Annotated in this window: 21 protein-coding genes and 1 tRNA gene; 5 read left to right on the forward strand and 17 right to left on the reverse strand. The window is 41.3% G+C overall.

Features of this window, described 5'->3' with window-relative positions:
* Window positions 1-161: 161 nt before the first annotated feature.
* Entirely contained in the window at window positions 162-1367 is a 1206-nt protein-coding gene (locus MsAc7_RS05825) for a methionine adenosyltransferase (RefSeq protein ID WP_338101989.1), read from the forward strand.
* Window positions 1368-1665: 298 nt separating this feature from the next.
* On the forward strand, window positions 1666-2871 hold the full coding sequence (locus MsAc7_RS05830) for an ATP-binding protein (protein WP_338101990.1): 1206 nt from the start codon (window positions 1666-1668) through the stop codon (window positions 2869-2871).
* A gap of 129 nt (window positions 2872-3000) precedes the next feature.
* Here MsAc7_RS05830 and MsAc7_RS05835 read toward each other — a convergent pair whose 3' ends face one another.
* Window positions 3001-3999, reverse strand: a complete 999-nt coding sequence (locus MsAc7_RS05835) for an ABC transporter substrate-binding protein (protein WP_338101991.1) — start codon at window positions 3997-3999, stop codon at window positions 3001-3003.
* A gap of 430 nt (window positions 4000-4429) precedes the next feature.
* Between MsAc7_RS05835 and MsAc7_RS05840 the strand changes: the two genes are divergently transcribed.
* Window positions 4430-4951: a helix-turn-helix domain-containing protein gene (locus MsAc7_RS05840; protein WP_338101992.1), complete on the forward strand. Its 522-nt coding sequence runs from the start codon at window positions 4430-4432 to the stop codon at window positions 4949-4951.
* A 230-nt stretch (window positions 4952-5181) separates the two neighbouring features.
* On the opposite strand, the gene MsAc7_RS05845 is transcribed toward MsAc7_RS05840, so the two are convergent.
* The 12 genes from MsAc7_RS05845 to MsAc7_RS05900 all read right to left on the reverse strand — a co-directional run bounded on the left by MsAc7_RS05845 (window position 5182) and on the right by MsAc7_RS05900 (window position 19878).
* Entirely contained in the window at window positions 5182-8961 is a 3780-nt protein-coding gene (locus MsAc7_RS05845) for an S-layer protein domain-containing protein (RefSeq protein WP_338101993.1), read from the reverse strand.
* A gap of 205 nt (window positions 8962-9166) precedes the next feature.
* Window positions 9167-10336, reverse strand: coding sequence for a thiamine-phosphate kinase (gene thiL, locus MsAc7_RS05850; protein WP_338101994.1), 1170 nt, complete (start codon window positions 10334-10336; stop codon window positions 9167-9169).
* A gap of 951 nt (window positions 10337-11287) precedes the next feature.
* Complete coding sequence (locus tag MsAc7_RS05855) at window positions 11288-12073, reverse strand: anaerobic ribonucleoside-triphosphate reductase activating protein (protein ID WP_338101995.1); 786 nt, start codon at window positions 12071-12073, stop codon at window positions 11288-11290.
* 171 nt (window positions 12074-12244) lie between these two features.
* Window positions 12245-12577: a DUF167 domain-containing protein gene (locus MsAc7_RS05860; RefSeq protein WP_338101996.1), complete on the reverse strand. Its 333-nt coding sequence runs from the start codon at window positions 12575-12577 to the stop codon at window positions 12245-12247.
* A gap of 78 nt (window positions 12578-12655) precedes the next feature.
* Window positions 12656-12982 carry a YunC family protein gene (locus tag MsAc7_RS05865; RefSeq protein WP_338101997.1) on the reverse strand — a complete coding sequence of 109 codons (327 nt, stop codon included), beginning with the start codon at window positions 12980-12982 and terminating at the stop codon, window positions 12656-12658.
* Window positions 12983-13015: 33 nt separating this feature from the next.
* Complete coding sequence (map, locus tag MsAc7_RS05870) at window positions 13016-13936, reverse strand: type II methionyl aminopeptidase (protein WP_338101998.1); 921 nt, start codon at window positions 13934-13936, stop codon at window positions 13016-13018.
* A gap of 80 nt (window positions 13937-14016) precedes the next feature.
* Window positions 14017-15207 (reverse strand): M24 family metallopeptidase, encoded by a 1191-nt coding sequence (locus tag MsAc7_RS05875; RefSeq protein ID WP_338101999.1) that lies wholly within the window; start codon window positions 15205-15207, stop codon window positions 14017-14019.
* Window positions 15208-15661: 454 nt separating this feature from the next.
* Window positions 15662-16339: a nitrite/sulfite reductase domain-containing protein gene (locus MsAc7_RS05880; RefSeq protein ID WP_338102000.1), complete on the reverse strand. Its 678-nt coding sequence runs from the start codon at window positions 16337-16339 to the stop codon at window positions 15662-15664.
* 125 nt (window positions 16340-16464) lie between these two features.
* On the reverse strand, window positions 16465-17517 hold the full coding sequence (locus MsAc7_RS05885; RefSeq protein ID WP_338102001.1) for a methyltransferase domain-containing protein: 1053 nt from the start codon (window positions 17515-17517) through the stop codon (window positions 16465-16467).
* 56 nt (window positions 17518-17573) lie between these two features.
* Window positions 17574-18614 carry an archaeosine biosynthesis radical SAM protein RaSEA gene (locus MsAc7_RS05890; protein WP_338102002.1) on the reverse strand — a complete coding sequence of 347 codons (1041 nt, stop codon included), beginning with the start codon at window positions 18612-18614 and terminating at the stop codon, window positions 17574-17576.
* A gap of 132 nt (window positions 18615-18746) precedes the next feature.
* The gene (locus MsAc7_RS05895; protein WP_338103475.1) at window positions 18747-19226 is read right to left on the reverse strand and encodes a UPF0058 family protein; all 480 of its coding nucleotides are present in this window, start codon (window positions 19224-19226) and stop codon (window positions 18747-18749) included.
* A gap of 577 nt (window positions 19227-19803) precedes the next feature.
* Window positions 19804-19878 (reverse strand) — tRNA-Pro (locus MsAc7_RS05900).
* Window positions 19879-20142: 264 nt separating this feature from the next.
* Here MsAc7_RS05900 and guaA point away from each other — a divergent pair.
* The gene (gene guaA, locus MsAc7_RS05905; RefSeq protein ID WP_338102003.1) at window positions 20143-21057 is read left to right on the forward strand and encodes a glutamine-hydrolyzing GMP synthase; all 915 of its coding nucleotides are present in this window, start codon (window positions 20143-20145) and stop codon (window positions 21055-21057) included.
* 131 nt (window positions 21058-21188) lie between these two features.
* On the opposite strand, the gene MsAc7_RS05910 is transcribed toward guaA, so the two are convergent.
* Complete coding sequence (locus tag MsAc7_RS05910) at window positions 21189-21908, reverse strand: YkgJ family cysteine cluster protein (RefSeq protein ID WP_338103476.1); 720 nt, start codon at window positions 21906-21908, stop codon at window positions 21189-21191.
* Between the two features lie 322 nt (window positions 21909-22230).
* Here MsAc7_RS05910 and MsAc7_RS05915 point away from each other — a divergent pair, with 322 nt between their 5' ends.
* On the forward strand, window positions 22231-22404 hold the full coding sequence (locus tag MsAc7_RS05915) for a DUF5350 domain-containing protein (protein ID WP_338100360.1): 174 nt from the start codon (window positions 22231-22233) through the stop codon (window positions 22402-22404).
* 138 nt (window positions 22405-22542) lie between these two features.
* Here MsAc7_RS05915 and MsAc7_RS05920 read toward each other — a convergent pair whose 3' ends face one another.
* From MsAc7_RS05920 to MsAc7_RS05930, 3 genes are all read right to left on the reverse strand, one after another.
* Window positions 22543-23604, reverse strand: coding sequence for a methionine synthase (locus MsAc7_RS05920; protein WP_338102004.1), 1062 nt, complete (start codon window positions 23602-23604; stop codon window positions 22543-22545).
* Window positions 23605-23684: 80 nt separating this feature from the next.
* On the reverse strand, window positions 23685-24005 hold the full coding sequence (locus MsAc7_RS05925) for a ribonuclease P protein component 4 (RefSeq protein ID WP_338102005.1): 321 nt from the start codon (window positions 24003-24005) through the stop codon (window positions 23685-23687).
* Between the two features lie 152 nt (window positions 24006-24157).
* Entirely contained in the window at window positions 24158-24973 is an 816-nt protein-coding gene (locus MsAc7_RS05930) for a TrmB family transcriptional regulator (RefSeq protein ID WP_338102006.1), read from the reverse strand.
* Between the last annotated feature and the right edge of the window lie 9 nt (window positions 24974-24982).

Below are 24982 nucleotides of genomic sequence, written 5' to 3' on the forward strand. Positions count from 1 at the left end.
TACTGGCTATTCCTTGTTTACTTTCCAAAATAAAACGAAAAAGTAAGACTAAAAAATAAATTAAAAAATAAATTAAAAAATAAATTAAAAAATAAACGAAATCAGAATTGAATAACGAACGACATTAAAAACAAGAACGAATGAAAACACAGAGGGGTCTAATGCCGAGAAATATTTGTGTGGAGCCTTACATGGCGACACCGATTGAAAAACAACAAATTGAACTGGTTGAACGAAAAGGAGTCGGACATCCCGACAGCATTGCGGACGGTCTTGCGGAATCAGTCAGCCGCGCCTTGTGTAAAGAATATATTGATAAATGCGGCGGCGTTTTGCACCACAACACCGATGAAACTCAAATTGTTGCCGGACGATCTATCCCAAAATTCGGAGGCGGCCAAGTCATTCAACCGATTTACATTTTATTGGTGGGCCGCGCGACGAAAGATTTTCAAGGAATTGATATTCCGACCGACACCATCGCTTTAAAAACCGCCCGCAACTACTTGAAAAATACGCTTCCGAGCTTGGATGTTGACTCTGATGTCATTTTAGACTGCAAATTCGGACGCGGGTCGTCGGATTTGACGCATGTGTTCGGGCGGGACGGAAAAATGCCGGTGGCCAACGACACGTCTTTCGGAGTCGGTCACGCTCCTTTTTCCGAACTGGAACAAATCGTTTACAATACCGAGCGGTCTTTGATTGAAGATTTTAAGAAAAAGAAAGGAAATAAATACGTCGGCGAAGACATGAAAGTTATGGGTCTTCGAAACGGCGACGATATCACGCTGACCATTTGCAGCGGCCTTGTCGGAAAATATGTTGATGATATCGGCGCTTATGTCAATTGTATTGATGAAATGAAAGATTATGTGCTGGATTTGGTTCCGAAATACACCGACAGAAACGTTGACGTGATGATAAACACGGCAGATGAAATCGAAAAGGAATCCGTTTTTTTGACCGTTACCGGCACGTCCGCCGAAATGGGCGACGATGGGTCCGTCGGCCGCGGAAATCGTTCAAACGGTCTCATAACACCAAACCGCCCGATGAGCATGGAAGCCACCAGCGGTAAAAACCCGATCAACCACATCGGTAAGATCTACAATCTTTTAGCGACGCAAATTGCCCGCCAAATCGCGGTCGAGTTAGATGACGTAGATGACGTTTACGTCAAATTGTTGTCTCAAATCGGACACCCGATTGATCAACCGCTCATCGCAAGCGCTCAAATTGTCACCAAGCCGGGCGCCAAGTTTGATTCCGTCCGAAAGGAAGCTGAAGGAATTGTGGACGAGTGGCTTGCCAACACCCGAAGAATTACGGAAATGGTAGCCAAGGGCGAACTTGATACGTTCTGAAAACAACTTCACGTTGTTTTCTCTTTTTTTCATTTTTCTTTTAAATCTTTTTTTCACTTTTTTTATTTTTTATTTTATTTTTCCGAGTATCTCTTTGCCGGAGTTTTTTGATTCTATTTAGCATATATGCTCAGAAAATAGAATAATTACAATAAGTTTAGTATATATGATAAGAAAATGAAATTTTAATTGATTTCATAGCATATATGCAAAACTTTTTATTTAAACAACATTGTTTAGCATATATACAAAACATAAACATAAAATGAAAAATCATCATTAAAAGCGGAGACGGAAAATGGAAGATGAACTGATCGCTCGAAACCGATATCAAAATAAAATCCGGCCGTTTGTCGATAAGCAACTGATTAAAGTGTTAACCGGGCAGCGGCGCGTCGGTAAAAGTTATATTTTAAAACAAATCGCTGCCGAGATTGCTGAAAAAGACCCCGATGCGCATATCCTTTACATCAACAAAGAAGATATGAAATTCGACCATATCAAAAACGCATCCGACCTCCATGATTATGTTTTATCTCATACGCAAAAAAATGTCAAAAATTATGTATTTATCGATGAGATCCAAGAAATCAAAGAGTTTGAAAAAGCAATGAGAAGCTTTCTTTTGGATCCCGAATATGACTTGTATTGTACCGGAAGCAACGCTGCGGTATTGTCCGGAGAACTGGCAACATTTTTAAGCGGTCGGTACGTTGAAATTCCGATTTACAGTTTGTCCTACGCTGAATTTCTCACATTTCACAAACTGGAAAATACAAACGAGTCTTTGATGAAATATATCAAATACGGCGGACTTCCTTATCTGAAACACTTGGAATTAGAGGATGAAATTGTCTACGATTATCTCAAAGGCGTTTACAATACGGTGATTTACCGTGATGTTTTTATGAGAAGCGAGGTTCGAAACACTGTTTTTTTGGAAAATTTGGTCCTCTTTTTGGCGGATAATATCGGGCAACTCTTTTCCGCAAAAAAAATCAGCGATTACTTGAAATCACAACGAACAAGCATTGTTCCATCTCAAATCATCACATATATCAGCCATTTGGCAAACGCTTATTTGATTCATAAGGTCAAACGGACGGACATTGTCGGAAAAAAAATATTCGAAATCGGTGAAAAGTTCTACTTTGAAGATTTAGGACTTCGAAATGCCATCGTCGGCTACCGGCAAGAAGACATCGGAAAACTGATTGAAAACGTTGTCCACAACCATTTGCTGTACAACAATTATGACGTGAAGGTCGGACAACTCGGACAAAATGAAATTGATTTCGTTGCCAAAAAGAAAAACGAAACCATTTATGTGCAGACTTGCTACCTGCTGTCCGAACAGACAACAATTGATCGCGAATTTGGTAATTTAGAAAAAATCAAAGACAATTATCCGAAAATTGTTGTTTCCATGGACGAATTTTCCGGAAATACGCGGGAAGGAATCCGGCACATTTATTTGCGCGATTTCCTGCTGATGGAATTATAAAAATTGTGTGACTTTTGATGAAATTAAAAAAATTGTATCTATTTGATGGAATTACAAAAATAAAAAAGAAAAGTAAATCCGAAGATTTACTTACATATTATTTTTAAAGCTGCTTTTGAAAAATTAAGATTAAGCGTTTCTTTCGGCCATGATTTCATCGTAGAAACTGGTGTCAAAGAGGTCTTCTGCCGTCAACGATCTCGGAATTAATCCTTGCTCGTACTGGGATTGAGAGTAAGAGACAACATAATCCTCAATCATGTGCGGGTCGGAAACCCATTGCCCATCCCATTCATTGATGGAGGCCAGCACGACATCCTTGGAAACGCCGGTCATTTTGGCATAATATTCAGCGGCTTGTTCCGGGTTTTGGTTGGTGTATTCGGTGGCGTCAATGTGAACGCGAACGATTTCTTTCACAATATCCGGGTGCTCGTCAATGAATTTCTGGCTGACAGCAATCACGCAGCAGGCGTGGTTGGCTTCCATTTGACCGGAGTTGTAAACAATTTTACCAATGCCGTTTTGTTCAATAACGGAAGGAGTCGGGTGGGGCAAAAAGACAGCATCAACCGATCCGGATGCAAGAGCCGTTTGCGCTTCTCCGCCATCCATTCCCTTAATTTCAACTTGACTCAAATTGACACCGTTTTCCAAAAGCCATGCTTTTAAAAGAGTGTCTTGGATAGATCCCGGCGGGAAGGTCGCGATTTTTTTACCGACCAGATCCTGCGGACCGTTGTAAGTCGCGTTCACCGGAACAACCAAAGAAGAACCGTTAATTTGAACGGCAGCGACGATTTTCAAATCGGCGTTGTTCTGCGCAACAGCCGGAATCACCGGGGCGGCGCCGATATAAGCCACCTGAATGGCATTTGAAGATAAAGCAACCGCTTCGGACGGACCGCTCGGGAAGGATTTGTTGCCGACGGCGGTGACATTTAATTCTGTCAAATTGGATGTCCACCAGCCCAAAGATTCGGCGGACGTGTAGGCCATTTGGTGTGTGCTCGGCTGGTAGCCGATTGTGACATTTGTGCTTTTTCCGCTGTCATTGCCGACACAGCCGGAAAGCGCGACAGTTGCAGCTAAAAGCGCAATAAGAAGAACGGATAATACTTTTTTCATGATTTAACCTCACTCTGTGATTTGTCGGCCGGTTCAACCATTTCCGTAAAGTTTGCATTTGGCTGAACCGGATGAAATTGACGTACATTCCCAATATAGGAAACGATTTATAAAAATCAAATGGAATTGAAACGTTTAATCAAACAACTGTTTCAATCGACGTTAACAATTTTCAATTGAAACGCAATAAATTAAAACCGTGCCGGAGAGACTTGTTGACAAAATCTCGGACCAAACACAAATCCTTCATTTCTGAAAGTGAATATAAAAAACTATCCGATTTTAGAAAAATAATATCCTTATCGGGACAAAAAGGAAATTATATTGTAAAAAACGGAAAGATATATTTATGAAAACGGATTTTTTGAAAGATTGTCCATTGTGTCCATTAATCTGATTAATTGATTGACCCCCGGAGAGTTGACCCCCTATGAGCATGTCCGACCGCTTGATGAAAGCCGCTTTTGAATCGGATGAAAAATTCCAAATGGTATTGCACCGCGTGATTAAAGAAGACTTGAATATGAACGCCGTCGATTTTTCAAAAGAAGCCGGCATTCCGCACAGCACGCTTTACAAAATACTATCCGGCAACCGTGCCCCAAACATTAAAACGTTGCGCCAAATTGTCGATACCGTCAAAAAACATGAAACACCAACGGAAGAATTTATTGCCGTGATTGCGGCCCGAATGGTTCTTGATACCATCACCGAAACCAAAAGAAAAATCGGCGGCCGCCTGATTACAATAAAGGAATATTCGGCCAATTCCATCGAAGAAGCGATTATCGTCTCCGTCAAAGCCGAACGCGACGGCGCAAAAGCATTGGTTTGCGCCCCGATTGTCAGCCATACGGTGGAAAAAATCGTGTCGATTCCGGTTACAACGATCATGCCCAAAGAAAGCATTACGGAAGCGATTGAAATCGCGACAAAAAAAATCGGACGCTAACAGAAACGAAATAAAATCAAAATTAAAAAAACGAAAGCAAATAAATGCATAAAACAAATAAAAAATAGATTTGTGCAAAAAATTAAAATCAAAATTAAAATCAAAATTAAAATCAAAATTAAAAACAAAATTAAAAACAAATTTATCCAAAAATCAGAATTAAAAACAAAAAAAAGAGTCTGCCAAAGCGGCAAACTCTTTCACTTTATTTTTTTATTTTTTCATTCGATTCATTTGTTTCTTTTGAATTTACCCTTCAAGTCACTGGTCACTTGCCGGCTGACATCTTTATAGTTGCTTCTCGTTGCGCCTTTCACGCCGAAAAGATAGCCGAGGTAGCCGAGAATTGCCAAGACGATGATGCCGACAACCGCAATCACCGCGTAAACCGCCGTTGAAAGACCGCTGGACGGTCCGACTGAGATGGTTCCCATATTGGACGGGAGATTGCTGACAACATTATTGTCTTCTTTCAGAACCAAGGTGTAAGTTCCTTCCGTTTTGGGTTTCACGGACAATGTAACGTCCTTGGATTTTCCAACGTCCAAGCTGACTGTTTTTGAATCTTCGTCAACGACATTTCCGGTGGAATCCACCAACTGAAGCGTCACGGTGTGAGAGCCGCTTTCGATTCCGTTGTTGGTGATGTTAAACGACAATTTCGTGGTTTTTCCGGCGCTCAAATTTTCAGGGCTTAACGAGAAATTCGAGAACACGAAATTCACTTTGGAAACCACGCTCACCGTCTTGGTTGTGTTGAGATAATCCGTGGCGTTGGCCAGAACGGTGTAGGTTCCGCTGTTGTTGAACGTGTAATTGAACTGTCCGCCGGAATCTGTTGTTCCAACATTATCGCTGCCGACATAGATTTTGGCACCCGAAATATTGGACCCGGAAAGAGAATCATAAACACGGATCGTTGCCGCTGCTCCCGGATAAACTTCATCCGGAGAAATCGACATGGACATGTTTTTGGCTTCGGCCTGCACGGTCAATGACGCGCTTCCGTCAACATAACCGGCTTTCGTTGCCGTGATTTTGATGGTTCCGACGCTGTTTGGCGTGTAGGAAATCATGCCGGAAGAATTGGTTGTGCCAATTGTGCTTCCGTTGGCAATCACGGTGGCACCTTCAAGCGTTGTTCCGCGGTCGGAAACCGTAATGTTCACGGCTTTACCGACAGTAACCGGATTCGGCGACGCCTTGACTTCCAAAGAAGAATTGGATCCGATTTCACGAATCACAATCGGCGCATATCTCAGTGTGGAGTTGTCGCCGACTTTGAAAGACATGGTGGTGTTGCCGACGGTCAGGAAATCAACAGTGTTTCCGGAAGAAAGGCCGACAGTATCCTGATTTCTCAGCTCAATGCCTGTTGAGGAGTGAGAAGACACTTCCATTTTACCGTACCGAGCGCTGTCATCAAGTTTCATCGGGGAATCTGAAATTTGGAAGAGACCGCGGATGCTGACGATACTGCTTTCGGTTCCCTGGAAAACGGAATCGACGTGTACTTTAACGATGGTATAGTTTTCGTTTCCGATTTTCTTCTCGAAAGTCGCGTCATTTCCGGAACGGGTAATGTTTGAATCCACTTCCTTTCCGTTCTTTTCAAGAATCAACTGAACGCTGTTACCGTTGAGGTCAATCTGACTCACTTTTAAAGAATATCCTTCTTCAAGAGCGATATATTGTCCCATGTTGGCGTTTCTTTTGTCATCGTTATCCACAAGCACCTTTGACAAATAACCGTCTTTGAGCATGCTCTTGCTGCTGTTGTAGCCGGCAAAATATTTATCGCCCATGAATCCGACGACATCATATTTTCCCCAAGAGGAATAATTGTAATCGGTCGTGACCACGGTTGAGTTGTAAACCAAATCTCCTTTGGCGATGGTTCTGGTGCTGTTCAAATCCGTTGCCACGCTGATGGACTCGGTATTGAAATTGTCATCATCGATGTCATAGAAGAATCCTTCAAAGTTTTGAGGCGTCCATTTGCTGACGATGTAACCGGAATTATTGAAATCGGAAACCGTCCCGCGAACTTCATATTTTCCGGGGTCGGTGTATTCGATGTACGGCGCGAACCGGAGTGTGCCGCTGTCGGCCACTTCGATTTTCATCTTTCCCATCAACGTCACGTTGCTGCCGGAACTCAAACTGACGCTTTCGTGATTGGTCATTTCGATTTGAGAAGAGCTGACGCTTGAAATTTCCATTTTGTCAATCTTGGTTCCGCTTTCAAGCTTGGTTAAACTATCTGAAATCTGGAAAAGACCGTCGATCGTCACAATGGAGCTTTCCGTTCCTTGGAAAACAGAGCCGATGTGAACCTGAACAATGGTGTAATTTTTGTTGCTGAACGATTTGTTAAAAGCCACGGTGCCGTTTGATGAACCAAAACCGGAGTCCACTTCTTTTCCGTTCTTTTCAAGAACCAAACGGACTTTATCTCCTTTCAGGTCAATTTGATCCACTTTTAAAGAATATCCCTCTTCAAGAGCGATATATTGTCCCATGTTGGCGTTGGTTTTTTGGTCGGAATCCGTCAGCACTTTTGACAAGTTTCCGTCCTTCATCATGGTGTTGTTGCTGTCATATCCGGCAAAGTATTTGTCACCCATGAATCCGACAACGCTGTAATTACCCCATTTTGAATAGGCATAATCTGTCGTTGACGGTGTTGTAACGTATTTGATGTCACCTTTGCTGATCGAACGTCCGATGTTGGAAATCGTCATGCTTTCGTTGCCTTCGCCGGTGTCCAAGTTATAATAGAAACCGGAGAAACTGCGGGCATCCCAAGTGTAAGTCGTCGGCATTCCATCAGACCAAACACGGTTTCCGGTGGATTTTTCGGTGACTTTAATGTTCCAAACCAATTCTTTGGTATTGGAAGAGTTTGCTTTTTCCGTCACAACCAGCTTCAATTTGTAGTCTCCGGTTGCTGTTGGCGTCCATTTGAATGCATCGGTTTTGTTATCTGTTGCATTGCTTTCTGTTTTAATGCTCGGATTGCTGGAATTATTTAACGTCCAAACAAAGCTACAGTTCACCACGGTGGTTGCATTCACGACAAGTTCTTTACCGACCTCAGTTGTGATATCGGATGGATTGCCGGCTCCGTTAAAGTTTGTTGTTCCGGCGCCGTCAGATGGGAAAAGTTGAGTGGCTGTAAGAGAAACTGGACCATTTGATGTCCACAAGCCATAACCAATTGTCGAATTATTTCCACGGATACTAATGGTGTAAGTTTGACTCGTTGTCAAACCAGTCGCATTAATTTTACCGGAATCGTTCGAACCATTTGTTACTTCAGCTGTTGTGTTATTTAATTTATAATCAACGCTGCCCCAATCCGAAATTGTCGTAAAATTCCATTCAATAAAATCTGTTCCTTTGTTTGTAGGGTCGGTAATTGTGATCTTCTTGAAAGTAATATTCTTCACAGCACTCAAATTTTCACTATCATTCAAGCGGTAGTTAATGATATTATCACTGGCATTATTTCCAGCAATTGTGAAAGAACCGGGGGTAGAACCCTGTGACGTCCAAGTTGCTCCACTTAAATCTCCAACACACGTTTGAAGATTTCCTGAACCGGTCCATGTAATTTCAAAATCTGTTGTGGTGCTGTTCGTTGATTTAAAACTTGTAATATCGTCAATATTTAAGATTTTGTTTGTTTTCTCAGTTGTATCTGCGGGTACACTTCGACTCGTAACATTGATAGTGTAATCCGTGCCAACGGTTGCACCAGAGAATGTATAAGAAAATTCACCTGCGGTTGAACCCTCTACTCCCGTGCCAGTACCAACCGGAGAAACTCCGGCAGAAATAATTACATCGTATATTTCCCCAGCTGTACCAGTCCATTTCCAAGTAATGTCAGTACCAGCGTTATTAACGCCGCCTAACGTTATGACTGGTGCTGCAGCACTCGCCACGCTTGCCATCGCAAACAGGACTAAAAGCGCAATCAGTATTTTAAATATCATTTTGTTCATTATCGTTCCCTCCGTTTTATTAAATTTAACACATTTTTTACAGACCTCTGTATTTTATATATTGAACTATATATATCTTTAATAAAATTTAAATAATGGTGACAAAAATTGAATTTCTGACCACTTATAAATGTGAGTATTTCATTCATTACTATTTAAACTTCTCATTTTTGAAATTAATACAAATTTTTGATAAAAGATTCTTTCATTTGTCAAATTGGTCGTACCCTTTTTTCAAAAGAGGTTTTAGCTGCATTGAATTTTCCAAATTTGTTCTCAAATAAACGGTTTTTTCTCCGATCGCTTGCCCGATGACGGAAAACCGGGACACGTATCCTGATTTAAACGAAAGACCGGACTTTGATTTGCCGGCGGCGTTTAATTTTTCAAAAACGTCTTCGACGAGCTTTAATTGATTGGGAGAAATCGTAAACAAGAGTTCATAGTCGCCGCCCGTATAGAGCGCTTTTTGAAGAAGAACTTCTTTTGCCGAACTCGAATCCGGACAAACGCGGGACAAAATGCGAAAAGCTTCTTCTTCAGTCGGAATCTTTTCGGCATCTATAATAAAACCGACATTCGACATTTCCGCAAGTTCATAAACAGAGACCGCAAGACCATCGCTTGTGTCCATCATGGACGTGACGGCACCGGTTTTAGAAAGCGCGAGTCCTTCAAAAACGCGCGGATACGGTTCCGTCAAATTCTTTAAAAAGGAAGGGGGTGCGCTGTTTATGTCAACGCCGGCGGCTTGAAAGGCCGGGTCATTTAAAAGAATGTCAAGCGCAACACCGGCGGAGCCGGCAAAACCCGTGACACAAAGCAAATCGCCGGGCTTCGCGTTTTTTCTGTAAATGATATTTTTGTTCCCGGAAACACCGATAACCGTTCCGGTAATCGTCAGTTCGTCATGAAATTCCGTGTCGCCGCCAATCACTTCAGCACCGAATAAGGAAACACAGTCATGAATGCCAAGCGCAAGTTCGCGGGTGTCGTCCAAAGAAAAATCAGCCGGAAGACCTATGGCCGCTAAAAAAGCAACCGGTTTTCCACCCATGGCCGCGATATCACTTAAATTAACGGCTGCCGACATCCATCCGATTTGCCAAGGCGACATTGATGGCGGAAAATCTGTTTTCCGGTGAACGGTGTCGGTGCTGAAAAGAAGAGAAGCGGAATGGGCCGATGCATCAGCGCTTGGTTCGGAACCGGCACTTGCCGAAACAAAAAAATTCAAATCAATCGCGGCGCAATCATCAAATTCGGAACCGGATAAAACCGGCTTTTTTGAAAAATGAAAAACTTCCGAAAAAATATGGATGATGTCTTTTTCGGTGACTTTTCGAACATTGGAATCTTGAAGAGGGGATTTCATGCGATCACCAGCCACCGGATGTTATAAAAACGCGCAAAAGCACAATAAGCAATTAAAGTATGCGCAAATGATTTGTAAACATAATTTTAAGGAACGGTTTACATATTTCTTTATTTTATTTATATATTGCGTTCCGAAAAATCGGAATAAAATTTAAATTCAAGAGATAGCGCATTGATCATGATCACGTTGAAGCGCTCTATTAATTTTCTGATGGAGCATGTTTGTGCCGAAATATCGAAATTCGATAAACGGCACAACCATCATGTTCAAATTTGTTCTTTTAAATCTTTTGATCTATCTTTCGGCTGTTCTCTTTTTGGTGGATATTTTTCGGACCGAAATCGAACAAATTTATTTTGTTTCCCGGATAAATGACGGCAAAGTTTTCCTATACTCCATATCATGGATTTTTGCCGATTCATTTTCGTTTTTATGGTTTCGTTTTTGCTTCGTTTTCGTTAAGGTTGTTCGGTTATTTGTTATATTCGTTTTGAAGTCCCCAAAGATGACACTTTGAGATTTTTTTTCAGGTATAGGCTACTCGTTTTTCCATACATCCAAAAACCTTTCAAGTTTTTTCCGTTTTTGATTTCGTTTTTTGATCCGTTTTTGACAGTTGAGGTATCAAACTGCTTTATTTTTGAAAGGATGAACATATGATTCGTTTTGACGGGATAACAAAACATAAAAAGGACTAATGGTATATATCCTTTTTTTAAACTGCAAACCGGATTGAACTCTTCTCCTAATATCGATTTTCCATCAGAAATGGCGGTCGATTTCAAATATAAAAATGATTTTAAAATATTAGCAATATATTTTAAAATCGGATTCAAGGGATATCAATATTAAAAATTTAATTCAACGAGGGATTATATTCCTAAACTTTTTAATTTAAGAAAAGATTTAACTTGAAATCAATCTGAATCAACCTGAATCAACCCGAAATCAACTTGACTTAAAACAAAATTCTTTTTGGCCTTCTTCTTCCGTCCGCGTCAAAATCGGAATATTTTTTAAAACGGACCCCGCTGACTTTGCCAATTGGTCCATTTCTCTCGGTTCAAAAAATCGCGTGTTTTTCAAAACCGGATCCGGCGCGTTCCTGCCGTTCCCTTGCTGAAGAACGTAAACCAACTTTCTCTTATGACTGATGTTCTTGTCAAGCCAACCCGCAATTTTTAAAATATCTTCTTCGCTTCCGATAAAATTCGGAAAAACCGTTGTCTTAACTTCCAATTCGGCATCTGATGCATCAATCGTTTTGAGCGATTGCTGAATATTTTCAATCATTTTTTCACCGAATTTTTCATTTGCGTCCGTACCGGTGACTTTTAAATAAAAATCCGGCTCAAACGGCGCTTTTATATCCACAAAAAATTTATCCGCGAGGCCGTTGTCAATGAGCGACGAAACCGCATCCGGAAAATAACCGTTTGTGTGAACGCCCACCAAAAGACCTTTCTCTTTGGCGATTTTGGCGATTTCCGACACTTCTTTGACTTGCATGAGCGGCTCGCCGCCCAAAAAAACAACCGCTGAAATGAAAGGTTTGGATTCGGAAATTCTTTTTTGAATTAAATCCAAGTCGACCGGATTTTTCCGGTCAATCAAATCAAAATTGTGACAATAAGGACAGCGAAACGGGCAACCGTTGAAAAAAAGAACAATTGAAGAACGACCGTGCCAATCCACCGTCGAAAGCGGAACAATCCCGCCAATGTTTGCTTGCATGAAAAACAAATAAGAAACCATTTATATTTGAACTATTTGATTTTTGATAAACAAATGAGAAGAGACTTGAAGAAAAGAAAATTAAAACCGGAGGAAACTGTTTCCAAAATGGAAACGGTTCACATTTGAATTTATTTTAAATACAACCTGTTTAAAAAACAATTTTTAAATTCAGTTTTTTCCGGACACTGTTTTCAATGATTTTTCTAAAATCTGACAAACCACTTCATCGGAAATGCCTTCCAAACGAATCGTTTTTTTAGAATTGGTCGCGCCGTTTTCCAAAACAACTTGCGTGCGGGAAATATCAAAAAGATTGGCAATTTCCAAAAGAAGTTGTTCGTTTGCTTTTCCTTTTTGAGCGTTTTCCGACAATTTCACTTCGATGCGTTTTCGCCATTCGTTATAACCGCTCGGAACTTGAACAATTTTAGAACCGGGCGTCACCTCAATGTCTAAAAAAACAAAACCATTGCGAAAAGAAACAGCATCTGAAAACGGCATTTTGAATCCTTTTTGAACTCTTTCTGAATCCTTTGATTTTTTGATTTTTTTGGTTTTACTTTAATTTTGATTTTTCGTTCAGAACCTGAGCAATGCTGCCTTTCCGGTCATCCCGACATTGATTCCTTTCTTTTTGGCCGCCTTGCTGACCTCGACAACCTTTGCCGTCATCATATCGTCAAAAGTCTTCACACCTTTAACTTTGACGGCGCAGGAATTGAGCGCATCCGCCGCCTCAATGTCCAAAAAACCGCATCCAAGCATGCATCCTTCTTTGGAACGAATGAGCAGAAACGGCGCTACATCAACCGCAATCGAAAAGCCTTCAAATTCGCGGTCTTCGACAACCAATTTTTCAGTAAATGCATTTTCTCCAAAAACAATTCGGGACGAAACAAAAACCATAAAAACCACCTCTATAAATGAAAATCAAACAAATCAATAATCGCCGTTCAATTCCCTTGTCGTGACTTCACACCCGTCTTCCGTAATGATTAATGTGTGTTCCGCTTGGGAAACCAATCCGCCGGAAACTTCAACCAATACCGGATAGCTGGTAATGATTCCGTCGCGTTCCAATTGGTTGAGCGCAAAATCCAATTTTTCACCGGAAATCCATCTTTTCGCAAACGGAAGTCCGTTATAAGCGTCGATTTGATCCAAAACTTTTCGGACCATTGGAAGCCGAGTTTGTTTTTTGGAAATTCGGGAATAGATTTCTTTAATGCTCCCGTTATCCACATAACCCAAACCGTCCGTCGCAAACGGTTCAATAGCGATTGTGTCGCCGGCATTCAAAATAACATCGCGTTGGAACCGGCAGTTCGGAATGGAAGGTTCCGCATGCGCCGTGTACTGAGAAAGGCCGTGCCCCATCAAGTTTCGAATCGGCTGAAATCCAAGCGCTGTTATTGTATCTTCAATCGCGCCGCCGATTTGGTTCGTTGTCACGCCGGCTTTAACGGTATCAATCGCCGCTTTTAAAGCTTCTTCACTTGCCTTGACAAGCGCCGAATTTTTGCCGGACAAATCAATCGTCATCGCCCCGTCCGCAATGTAACCGTCCACATGAACGCCGACGTCGATTTTGACAACATCGTTTCCGAAAATCCGCGAATCTTCAAAAAGCGGCGTGTCGTGTGCTGCTTCTTCGTTCATGGAAATATTAACGGGAAACGCTGAGAGCCCGCCAAGTTCGATAATCCGCTGATCAATATAAGTCGCGTATTCATAAAGAGATAAGCCGACTTTGATTTTGTCGCGCGCGTCTTTCATCACTTGCTGATGAATTTTTCCGGCCGCGCGGTATTTTTCCAGAATTTCGTCTGTGTTTTTAAATTTTTTCGCATGAGAAAACATGAGTTAACGCCTTTAAATGTGTCAAATAATACTCTACGTTTACAAATTATTCTATAAATGTTCTATAAAAAACCATTTGGTCAGACTTCAAATATTTTTTCCATCCGGTTCAAATTCCGGCAGCCGTCTTTTGTAATCACGACGATGTCTTCGATGCGGATGCCGCCGGTTCCGGGATAGTAAAGTCCCGGTTCAATCGTGATGACATTTCCGGGTTCCAGAATGTGATTGTTTTCGGAAACACTGGGCATTTCATGAATATCCAAACCAACACCGTGACCGGTCGTATGAATAAACCCGACTTTGGACCCGCTCCGATAAGTGTGAAAGCCCGCATTTTCCAAATAATCGCAAACCGCATTGTGAACATCTTGGCAGGAAACGCCCGGCTTTGCCGCAGCGACGCCGGCCTCTTGCGCGCCGCGAACGGCCTCATACATCTTTAAAAGCTCCAACGACGCTTTTCCTTTAATAACTGTCCGCGTCATATCGCCGAAATACCGGCTGTGCTTGTTTTGCGGAAAAATATCAAAAACAATGGGTTGATTCGCAAAAAGAGTTCCAAGCGTTTTTCCATGCGGGTTGGCGCTGTCTTCGCCGCAGGAAACAATGGTTTCATCGCCGACGCAGCCGTTTTCAAGAAGTGCACGGTCAATTTCCCGCAAAATGCGTTCGCCGGTTAAAATCTCGCCGTCCAAAACCAAAGCGCCGGAATCATTCGGAACACTGCGCCGGATCATGGAAACAGCGGACTCCATGGCTTTTTCCGCCGCGTTTTGAGACTCTGCGATGTTGTTGATTTCCGACTCCGATTTGACAGCTCTGTTTTTTTCAAACGGCGTTTTGATGAGAATCACATCAAAATCGTTCCGAAGCTGATCAAAATAATAAGCCGGAAAATCATATGAGACGGCGATTTTTCGAATGTTTTTCCGAGTCAGCATTTCCTTTAAAACCATCGCGTAAGCCAACGTCCCGTTTTTGAACGTCTTGGCTTTTCCCCGGTAATCGAACGCGGATGTTGTCAAAATATATTCGTCAGGCACCCGGGACTCAAGGTCAGCGCGTTCTTTTTCCATATCGGAAACCAGTAAAATTTCGCCGGCTGCGCAAAGCAAATAAGAAAACGAATCCGACGCCAGAAAATGCGTGGCATAATAAATGTCGGCATCATGAATATTCCCATGCATCAAATAACCGTCCGCACCTTCTTTTTGAAGGATCTCAGATATGTTCGGCTTACTTGTTTTATTTGATTTGAAAGAGTGCATAGGAATATTAATAGAAGGGGTGAAATAAAAATATTGTCTTTTAAACGAAAAGCAACAAAATTCGGCGGCATTAAAAAATCGGGCAAGCCACCCCGCAAAATCAGATGCGACAGCATCTGCATTTTACGGATATCACGGACAACAATACAATCCGAAACCGTAAACAGGAGATGCAATCTGAAACCGGAAACGGTAAGGTGCAATCTGCTTCACCATTCTGCTGCCATACATTTCTGTATTTTATGACAATCCGCAAAATACAGACGCAAAGCGTCTGATTTTGCGGGATGGTTTGCACGATTTTTAAAAATACTGTGGACCGCTCTTTGTTGAATTGAAATATAAACTTGCGGAAAGTTGGCATTTATTGAATAAAACGCGCCCTCGTTTTTGAAGTTGTCAACAAAATGTGTCGCCATAACGCGCGCGTTGCCGCCGACAAAAAATCAATGTTTTAAACAAGCCCGATTTCTTTTTTAAATTGTTCCAAACCGTTCTCTTCAATTACTTTTCCAAGCCGTTTTTTGGAATTTTTTGCTTTCAAATAATCAATAATTTTTTCCGTGAGCAAAAGGGCGTCTTCTTCCGAAAGCCCTTCCGCGATCAGTTCTCCGACACGCGGGTTTGAGCTGGCGTTGCCGCCGACATAACATTTGAATCCTTTGGCGTCGCCGATAAAACCGATGTCGCGCACCGCGGATTCGGAACAGGAAAACAGGCAGCCGGAAACGCCGATTTTCATCTTCGCGGGAAGCTGCATGCTGTGATATTTTTCATCCAATTTAAGACCGAGACTTAAAGAATCTTGCTTGCCGCGCTTGCAAAACGTTGTTCCGGGACAGACGCGAACGCTTCGCACACAAACACCGATGGCCGAACCCGGTTTCATACCCAAATCATCCCAAGCGCTGTCAATGTCTTCCTCTTTTAAACCCACCAAAACAATCCGTTGGGAAGAAGAAATCTTGATGGCGGCAACGTTGTATTTTTCAGCAACGTCCGCGATTGTCCGAAGCTTTTCCGGCGTCAAAAGCCCGGCGGGGCTGTGCGGGGCAATCGCATATGTTTCACCGTCGCGCTGAAGAATGGCGCCTTTTTCCAAAATATCCGTCTTCTTTTCTTTTTCATCCATTTTTGTCCACCACTTTTTTAAAAATAAAAGACTTAAAAAGAAAAATAAATCGAGCCGTATATAATTTTAATCCATACCGTCGGACTTATTTAATTTATTCAATTTATTTTGTTCATTCTTTTATTTTAGTCTTCATCATAAATCAGTTCGCAAAGGAGCGCGTTCCCATCGCGCAAATACAGGTGAACCTTTTTGGAACCGAAAAGACCGTTTTCCAACTTGTTCCGAAAATCCCAATATTCTTTCGGATCGACATTTCCGCGAATGACCACTTTTCCGACATTGCTTTTTTGCAAAAACTCATGGACAGAAACAAAATCGTCTTCGGTTTTTGCCGGCATCGTCCGAAGAACAATATAATTGTTCTTAACCATCGGGTGAATCGTCAGCAAATCGGACGTGAGCAAGACTCTCTTTTTGTCAATGCGAATCAGCCGGACCGGACCCGTCGCTTTAATCAAATCATCTATTAATTCATGGAGAAGCCCGGCCGCGACAATTGCCGGGTCCGGCTCATACGCAAAAATCATTGATTTATCTGTTTCAACAACCGGCGGCAATTCAACAGGCGCGTCGACCATCGCGTTTCCGGAGGGAAGCGATACTGCCACGCGGTTGTAACGCTTGATTTTTCCGAAATAAAGCGTCAATCGATTGAGCTGACCATTTAAAGACAAATATTCCATTTCGCAATCGAACCCGTCCTCCAAAATTCGTTCGGGCGGCATCTGAGGCGGCGCTTCAAACGCAAAATTTTGACATTTGTCCGAATAAGCGGTCATGACATCCGGAATTCCCGGACGAAGGCTCGTCACTTTCCGGGTTTCCTCTTCCGGCGGACGGGCCGGATCGGAAAAAATAATATCGACCGGCGGAATTTGAGCGATGACAGCCGGATCAAGCGCGTTTCCGCAAATGAATGTGATGTTTGAAAGACCGTGTTTTTGGCAGTTTTGTTTGGCAAATTCCAATTTCATCGGATCAATTTCAACCGCATACACATGTTGACACTGCATCGCAAAATAAATCGTTTGTCCACCAATTCCGCAACTGATGTCGGCAATTGTGCGGCACTTCAAACGCGCTGCCCGATATTTGGCAACCGGTTCCGGCGTCGCGAACCGAAGACCATCCGCATCCGAGGACATTTTTTTTTCAAATACCTTTTTTTGAGACATAATAAGCAATCCCGAATTTTAACAATAAAATCAATAACCAATAATCAAATTTAAAATTAATCGCGAATCGGAGAGCCGAAAGTCACATCATCCAACAACAATTCTTTTTCCCAAAGGCGGCGACAATCGCAATCCTTTTTTTCCAATGTTTTCGTGTCTTGCGTTCTTGAAAACTCACGAATCATATCCGCCACATCGTAGCTGCAATTCTTACAATTTCTCGGACCGCGTTTTGCGCCGGCGCCGACCGGATCTGACATCAGATACGTTTCCGGATGTTGGGCTTTGGCGTCCGCCAAAATTTTCACCATGCTCCAAAGCCATGGCGGTCGATACTCTTTGTTTTCCCACATTTTTTCAACAAAAGTGCCGTTTTGAACGTTGCACAAGTTAATGGAAATGGTTTCGGCATAAGGCGCCGCTTCATCAATACTTTTCAAGATGTCGTCCAAAGCTTCTTTTTCCGACAAAAACGGCGGCTTAAGCATCAAATACGCCTTTGAAAAAATACCGTTTTGCCGGGCGAGACTGCAAGCTCTTTTGAAATCGTTAAAAGAAAAGCCTTTATTGATTGACTCACGCCGAATTTTGTCCGACGTCGTCTCAAGACCGTAAGCAAATTCCAGCGGTTTGTTGTTCATCGCCGACAAACAATCATCAATCGCCTCTTGATTGACAAATTCCGGACGCGTTTCCGCCAAAACGGCGGCGACGCGCGAATCTTTTGAAAGCCGGGACAGAATCTGAACGCGAAGGTCACGATTGATTTCCTTGGGGTCCAAAAAACTTCCCGACGTAAAAATTTTGACCATAAATCTTTGTTTTTCAGACGCGCGGAGAAGCGCCGTTTCAAGCTGTTTCATAATATCGGCGTCGCTCGGCTCTCCGGACGCGCTGTCATAAACGTACCCGCACATCGTACAGCCGCCCTTTTTTCCCCAGTAGCAGCCGGATGTCTGAAAAATAACCGTCAACACATCCAAAATTTCACCGCGAATGTTGTCGGTCCCAAGCCAGCAAGCGGCCGGCTCGTCAAACGGCTTTGATTTAATACGCTGCCGATTTCGAATTTCTAAGACTTTTTGATTTAATGTCATAAAATAACCTGTTAAAATAAAATGCATAAAAAAGAAAAATAAGATTAATCCAAAATAATGGTATAAAACAATATCTCATGGGTCTCAAAACCGAAATAAATCACTGTCAAAAACTAAAAGACATTTTAAATCTCACCATTGTTTTTCCGGACCGACTTCACTTTTATTTCTGCCATTTTTAATATTGCCGTTTTCACGTCTGTCATCCGTATTATCATTCTTATTGCTGCTTTTATTGCTGCTTTTATTGTCATTGCGGTGAACAACGTTGTTTTTTTGACTGTGCCGGTCATCAAATATGTCATCAATCTCACGATATTCAAAACCGTCTTTTTCGATATTTCTTTGCTGGCGGCTTGTTTTTTCAGCTGCATAAACACCACTTTGTTCCTCGGCAACGACAGCCAAGGCCGAACTTAACACAAAGATTGCTTGTTTATGTTCCTCTTTACTTTTATGAACATGAATCGGGCTGATGTTCAACTCATAATATTCGTTAAATTCACGGACATAGCCATGTTTTTCAAAACGTTTCTTCATTCTTGCCAAATCCGCGTGAATTTGCAATAGTTCATTCTTTTGAATAAAGATTCCTCCACATTCAACCGATATTCAAACAAGTCAAATTACCAAAAATTGTCTCTCTGTTTTGCATCGTTTTAATTGAAATCCTAACAAAACGAGATAGTTCTCAAAAAATTTGAACAAGCATAAAAACATTATTATATTTTAAAAATTTTATATTAATATATTCTATAAAATAATAATGAAAAAAATAATCGTGTACCTATATTTGGTACTTTTTCGGCGGATTTTAAAACGGAACTAAAACTGTCCAATTTCAGAATGTTTTTTTCACATTAAGGAAAAATAAAAAACAAAATAAAAAAATTATAACAAGGATATACAACTGTTCCCGATATTTTATTTTCCAACATTTTATTGTTTGAGTCAGGGCAATTTTTTAAAAAATATATATTAGAATATTAAAAAAGTAGATCCAATAAAAAAGAAAAGACTGAGGCTGAAAAATAAAATTTACAGAGCAAAAGAAAAGCAAAAAATCAACATTTAAAGTTAAATGTAATGAAAAATCATAACATTTGAGAAACAGCATTGTCGGAGATCGTATGATTTTTAAAAACGAAAGAAAAAAACCAAAATAAATCTCAAAATGTATAAAATCCAATGGGGCTGCTGAGATTCGAACTCAGGTCGCAAGACCCCCAGCCTTGCAGGATGGACCAAGCTACCCTACAGCCCCTTGATGTTTTTAAAAACAAGCCTAAAACCCGTTTTTATTATATAAACTTTTCATTTTTCCGCGTTCATTTAAAACAAATTCGGGAGAGAATATTCATAAAAATACATTTACAAAAACGTTCAAATAATATCATGGGTATCCGAATGAATAAGGTCTTTTAAACACATTTTAAGCGCAAATTCCCGGATTTGAATTTGCAGCTGACTGTATTTTTGTTTATTGCCAATGGTATTTATTTTTAAAAAACCGCCAGGAGCTTTTCAAATGGAGAACGTGAAAGAATTCATTGCGACAGAAATTGAAAAAATTAAAAAACAAATCAATGGCAAGGCTATTATTGCTCTTTCCGGCGGTGTTGACAGTTCCGTGTGTGCCGAACTTGCTTACCGGGCAATCGGCGACCGTTTGTACCCGATTTTCATTGACACCGGTTTTATGAGAAAAAACGAACCTGAACAAGTCAAAGCGGCCTTTTCTCACATGAATTTACAAGTGATCGACGCAAGCGACCGTTTCTTTACCGCCGTCAAAGGAATCACAGACCCTGAACTCAAAAGAAAAGCAATCGGCGAAACTTTCATCAAAGTGTTTGAAGAAGAAGCCAAAAAAATCAAAGCCGACTACCTGATTCAAGGAACAATTTATCCGGATGTGTTGGAATCCGAAAAAGGCATCAAAGCGCACCACAATGTGGGCGGCATGCCGGAAAAGATGGAATTTAAAGGCGTTGTCGAGCCTCTTTATTACCTTTACAAAGATGACGTTCGGGAAGTCGGACGCGAACTTGGCCTTTGCGTGGCGCTTTCCGAAAGAATGCCGTTCCCCGGCCCCGGACTTTCCGTCCGCGCCATCGGTGAAGCGACCCGAGAAAAAGTGGCGGCCGTCCGCGAAGCCAATGCCATTGTCGAAGAAGAACTGATGGAAAAATTCAAGCCCTGGCAAGCATTTGCCGCCGTCATCGGCAAAGGAACCGGCATCAAAAACGATGAAAGAATTCACGGCTGGATTGTTGCCGTCCGCGCGGTCGATTCTGACAACGCGATGACCGCAGAACCTCTCAATCTGCCGTTTGAAACGCTCATCAGAATTCAACAGCGGATTACATCGGAAATTCCGGATGTTTGCCGCGTGGTTTACGACATCACGTCCAAACCGCCGGGAACCATTGAATTTGAATAAAACGATGATTCAAATTCATTTTTTCTTTTTTGTTCTGTTTCGTTTTCTCTTTTTTTGGCAAGCGGCACCGCGCGCGTTATGGCAACACATTTTTTGAGTTTCAAAAAAGTTCGATCGTTTTTGATTTTAAATCATGAATCCCGATTCATCATTTTTGCTTTTCGTTCGGCAAATGTTCCATCAAAATAAACAAAAACGGTCGCTTCATTTCCCTTTTCATATTCCCGTGTTTTCAAATCATAAATTCTTTGAGCAAATTTGAGATTATTTTTTTCAAAATGATCCGAAAGCGCCTTTAAAAACCGCTGCTCCTGTTCAATATATTCCTTTTCATATTGAAATGTTAAATCATAAAGATCGGAAGCGTCCTCTGTATCGAGTTCCGTTTCATAAAAACCATGTTCATTAAGACCGCTGATTTGCCGCCAATCATAAGTTCCGTTTTCATCGAATTCCCGATGAAGCATATACGGATAAACCCGGCAAATGAGCGGGCGTTTGTCATATATCCGGCAACGGCCGTTTTCCAAAAAGGAACAGGTTCCGATTTCATCATTTTTTGTTTTCAAACAAAAACCGGATACATAAAAATTCCCATATTGGTCGCAAAAATCAAAATAAGGAGAAGGTATAAGAACCGATTCGCCTGCGTCTTCAATTTCCAAAATTCGTTTGACATCGCTGTCCAATAAAAAAACATGATCGTTAAAGGCTTTTGTGCAACATTTGCCGCATAAATCGCATTCAAATCCGACCTCACGGACAATACGGATGAAATCCTCCTTCGGATAACGGAGAAGAGCGTCCGATTCATCTTTAAAATAGGCCAAATCCGATTCAATTTTTTTCATCGGCAATTGTAGGCATCCCATATTTTAATATTTACGGGTGGGGACCAAAACAATGAAAAATAAATTTTAAAATAGAAAAATCGCAAGATTTATATCATTAAAACGGCGTTATAGTCAAACCTCAAAGGTTTAACGAACACCGTATCAATAAAATATCAGTCGGCGGGATTGATACTGATTAACGTGTTTTTGTCAACATTGACAATTCAATCTTTACAAATTTGATCTTTATAATTTTTTATGATTATCATTCAAAATTACATTCAAATTGATCACATTAAACGCGAAATACAAATATATAAACGAATTAGGAGGCTTGATTATGGGCAAAACCGGCAGCATCATCTGGGTTAAAGTAAAAGGAAGAAAAGGAAACGCAAAAAAAGTCGAAAACGGATTAAGCGCAAAAGCGCACCCGGGACCGGCACAAAGATTTACGTCTTCCGGCCACAAAAGAAGATACTTGAAGAGATCCCCAAAAGCTCTCACCAAATAATCTTTTTTTCTTCTTTTTTATTTGATTTTTTCACGTTTTTCTGAATTCTTTTTATTTTTGCGTCGGCGCCGCGCGCGTTACGGCAATCGCTTTTGAAGACAGCTCTAAAAAGAGGTACCGGTTCACTATTTGTGTCGTTTACTTTTGTTTTTGATTGAACTTGTCAATCGCAACGCCGGTGTTCTTCAAAAGTGCCGCCGCCAACTCTTGCGTCGGCCAGGAACCGAGACCGCAATCCGGACCCGCGTATTTGATGGAATCGCCAAACCGTTTTGAAATATCATTCAGCCTCTTTTCAATCGTTTTGGGGGTTTCCATGTCCGTCACGATTTTTTGCAAAATATCAGGCTTGTTCCACACGTTTCCGCCGTATTTTTCATTCAGGACGCCCGCCATATTAAAAATATCCGTCCGGGAAATTCCGGCGCGAATGAACGTGTCTGTGTCGCTTAAAACTTTTTTATCAATCATGTCCATGTAAGAAGGCGTTGCCGCGGATTCCATGCCGATGACATTAATGGTCGGTGTCGCGCAAGCCAAATCGTAATAAAGCGGAGAATGAATGTGAATCTGAACGTCAGCGCCGTGTTTTCCGGCCGCGCGGGTGGCGTTTGTCATCGCCGTAATGATTTCATCAGCGGGAAGCGATAATTCCGGATTGATGCCGATGCTCGGCTCGTCCAAAGAAACGGTTTGGATTTTGAAATATTTTGCCTTTCTCATTGCGTTTCGGACAAAAAAATTGACGTTTTTGGCGAACAGCTGATAAATGTCAGCGTAATTGGCGCTACCGAATTCTTTTAAATAAAGTTCCGTCGGACCTGTGACACACATCCGGACGAGAGGTTTTTCGCCGGTTTCATCATATTTTCCAAGTTCGCCGTTCTTCTTCTTTTGTTTAAAATAAGCATCAATCACGTCCATTTCAACCGTTCCGGCACATTCCTCTTTGAGATTGAACGGACCGTCGCAACACTTTTCATCGCGAATCGGGTGAAGAAACTGCTCGGTCATATCTCGAAACTGCGCATAATTCGGAACATGAACGCCGGCATTGATTTTTTGTTCAAAAACTTGATTGAGAAGCGGAAATAATTTTTCATCAGAATCACGATTAAAAGCCGCGTTGCTGACAAATTCTTTTGTGACGCCGGACGGAAGCGGAAAACTGCCGATGTCGTCGAATAAAATTCCAGGCATAAAAATCTAATCGCCGTCTATGAATATAGATTTTATCCAGATTTAATCCAAAATTAAAGATTCAAAAAAGTTTTTAAAAATTATTTTAAATAATACGGAATCCGCCGTTGTCCGCCGCATTCAAAACAGGTTGTCAAAACAAAACCATTTTTCATCCGGACACGGCAATTTTTCCCCGGAATCAAATAGGCATAGCAGTGCTGACATATTTTGCGCTTTTGTTCCCGTTCCAACCGAACATTATAGCGCATGGATATCAGGCGCGCAAGCGTTACGTATCTTTGCGCGCGCTCCGGATGAATTTCATGATTCATCTCCGCCAATTCAAAAAGCTTGAGAATCCGTTCCTCGGCGATTTTTTTGGTTAAATCTTTATTTTTTTTTCGAGTTTGTTTGGACATTTTCTTTTTCCGGTGGATTCAATGACATATTTCAACTTTTCAATTATTTTTTCATATCTCGATTTGGCTTATTTTTTCATTTCTCAAATTGACTTATTTCTTTCATTTCTCAATTTGACTTATTTTTGTTTTTCGCGTTAAGCCATTCCGGTTTATTTGTCTGGTCCGTTTTTCAGGAGGGAAACAACCGGATGATAATTTTCGGGAATGTCCACCGAATCTAAATTGGAAAGCATATAACTGAGGGTCTTATAAATAAAACTGACAATCGCGTTTTCCTGATAAAAGCCGTTTAATTTATCCTCTTTGTATTGAAGGAACAAGATTTGCTTGTTGCTTGAGAAAATGAAACAACCATCCTTTGTTTTCGTATTCTCCATTAGATCGCTGTAAAGAGAAACGATGTTAGACGGGACTTTATTGACCACAAGCGATAATTTCTCATAGTCTTTGACATCATTCACCAAAATCAAAAATGATATTTTTTCTTTGGCAGCCTTTAAAATGTCTTCGATGTCAAATAAAATTTTCGGCGTTTGACAAACGATGATGGCGCTTTTATCTGTTTTTTCAAACAATTCCTTGATTTTGTTCCGGACCGTCCAATCACTTCTTAAGTACCAAACCGATATGGCATCCTCATCCTTTTGGAATTCACCCAATTCCATTTGATCAAAAGATTCCAATAGAGAATCCGTCGTTTTCTCAAAATCATCCCGAATCATACGAATCATTTCATCGGGTTCAATCGGCCTGTAATGAACCGGTGTTCCTTGAAGGATATCGACATACTTTTTTTCAACCAAGTGGTCCAGAACTTCATAAATTTTAGCGCGCGGAATACTTGTCAATTCATGAAGCTCACGCGCGCTGGCTTCCTGAAGCATGACAAGCCCCGCATAAGCTTTGGCTTCGTTCTCAACAAAACCGATTTTCTTTAAATTGGCAATTAATCCTTGATCAATCATAAACACCAA

The organism is Methanolapillus millepedarum, from assembly GCF_032594115.1.
Classification (GTDB): domain Archaea; phylum Halobacteriota; class Methanosarcinia; order Methanosarcinales; family Methanosarcinaceae; genus Methanolapillus; species Methanolapillus millepedarum.

Bases quoted from the DNA above. Each gene is read 5' to 3' on its own strand.
- MsAc7_RS05825 (WP_338101989.1), top strand. From the start codon at position 162: ATGCCGAGAAATATTTGTGTGGAGCCTTACATGGCGACACCGATTGAA.
- MsAc7_RS05830 (WP_338101990.1), top strand. From the start codon at position 1,666: ATGGAAGATGAACTGATCGCTCGAAACCGATATCAAAATAAAATCCGG.
- MsAc7_RS05835 (WP_338101991.1), bottom strand. From the start codon at position 3,999: ATGAAAAAAGTATTATCCGTTCTTCTTATTGCGCTTTTAGCTGCAACT.
- MsAc7_RS05840 (WP_338101992.1), top strand. From the start codon at position 4,430: ATGAGCATGTCCGACCGCTTGATGAAAGCCGCTTTTGAATCGGATGAA.
- MsAc7_RS05845 (WP_338101993.1), bottom strand. From the start codon at position 8,961: ATGAACAAAATGATATTTAAAATACTGATTGCGCTTTTAGTCCTGTTT.
- thiL (WP_338101994.1), bottom strand. From the start codon at position 10,336: ATGAAATCCCCTCTTCAAGATTCCAATGTTCGAAAAGTCACCGAAAAA.
- MsAc7_RS05855 (WP_338101995.1), bottom strand. From the start codon at position 12,073: ATGCAAGCAAACATTGGCGGGATTGTTCCGCTTTCGACGGTGGATTGG.
- MsAc7_RS05860 (WP_338101996.1), bottom strand. From the start codon at position 12,577: ATGCCGTTTTCAGATGCTGTTTCTTTTCGCAATGGTTTTGTTTTTTTA.
- MsAc7_RS05865 (WP_338101997.1), bottom strand. From the start codon at position 12,982: ATGGTTTTTGTTTCGTCCCGAATTGTTTTTGGAGAAAATGCATTTACT.
- map (WP_338101998.1), bottom strand. From the start codon at position 13,936: ATGTTTTCTCATGCGAAAAAATTTAAAAACACAGACGAAATTCTGGAA.
- MsAc7_RS05875 (WP_338101999.1), bottom strand. From the start codon at position 15,207: ATGCACTCTTTCAAATCAAATAAAACAAGTAAGCCGAACATATCTGAG.
- MsAc7_RS05880 (WP_338102000.1), bottom strand. From the start codon at position 16,339: ATGGATGAAAAAGAAAAGAAGACGGATATTTTGGAAAAAGGCGCCATT.
- MsAc7_RS05885 (WP_338102001.1), bottom strand. From the start codon at position 17,517: ATGTCTCAAAAAAAGGTATTTGAAAAAAAAATGTCCTCGGATGCGGAT.
- MsAc7_RS05890 (WP_338102002.1), bottom strand. From the start codon at position 18,614: ATGACATTAAATCAAAAAGTCTTAGAAATTCGAAATCGGCAGCGTATT.
- guaA (WP_338102003.1), top strand. From the start codon at position 20,143: ATGGAGAACGTGAAAGAATTCATTGCGACAGAAATTGAAAAAATTAAA.
- MsAc7_RS05910 (WP_338103476.1), bottom strand. From the start codon at position 21,908: ATGAAAAAAATTGAATCGGATTTGGCCTATTTTAAAGATGAATCGGAC.
- MsAc7_RS05915 (WP_338100360.1), top strand. From the start codon at position 22,231: ATGGGCAAAACCGGCAGCATCATCTGGGTTAAAGTAAAAGGAAGAAAA.
- MsAc7_RS05920 (WP_338102004.1), bottom strand. From the start codon at position 23,604: ATGCCTGGAATTTTATTCGACGACATCGGCAGTTTTCCGCTTCCGTCC.
- MsAc7_RS05925 (WP_338102005.1), bottom strand. From the start codon at position 24,005: ATGTCCAAACAAACTCGAAAAAAAAATAAAGATTTAACCAAAAAAATC.
- MsAc7_RS05930 (WP_338102006.1), bottom strand. From the start codon at position 24,973: ATGATTGATCAAGGATTAATTGCCAATTTAAAGAAAATCGGTTTTGTT.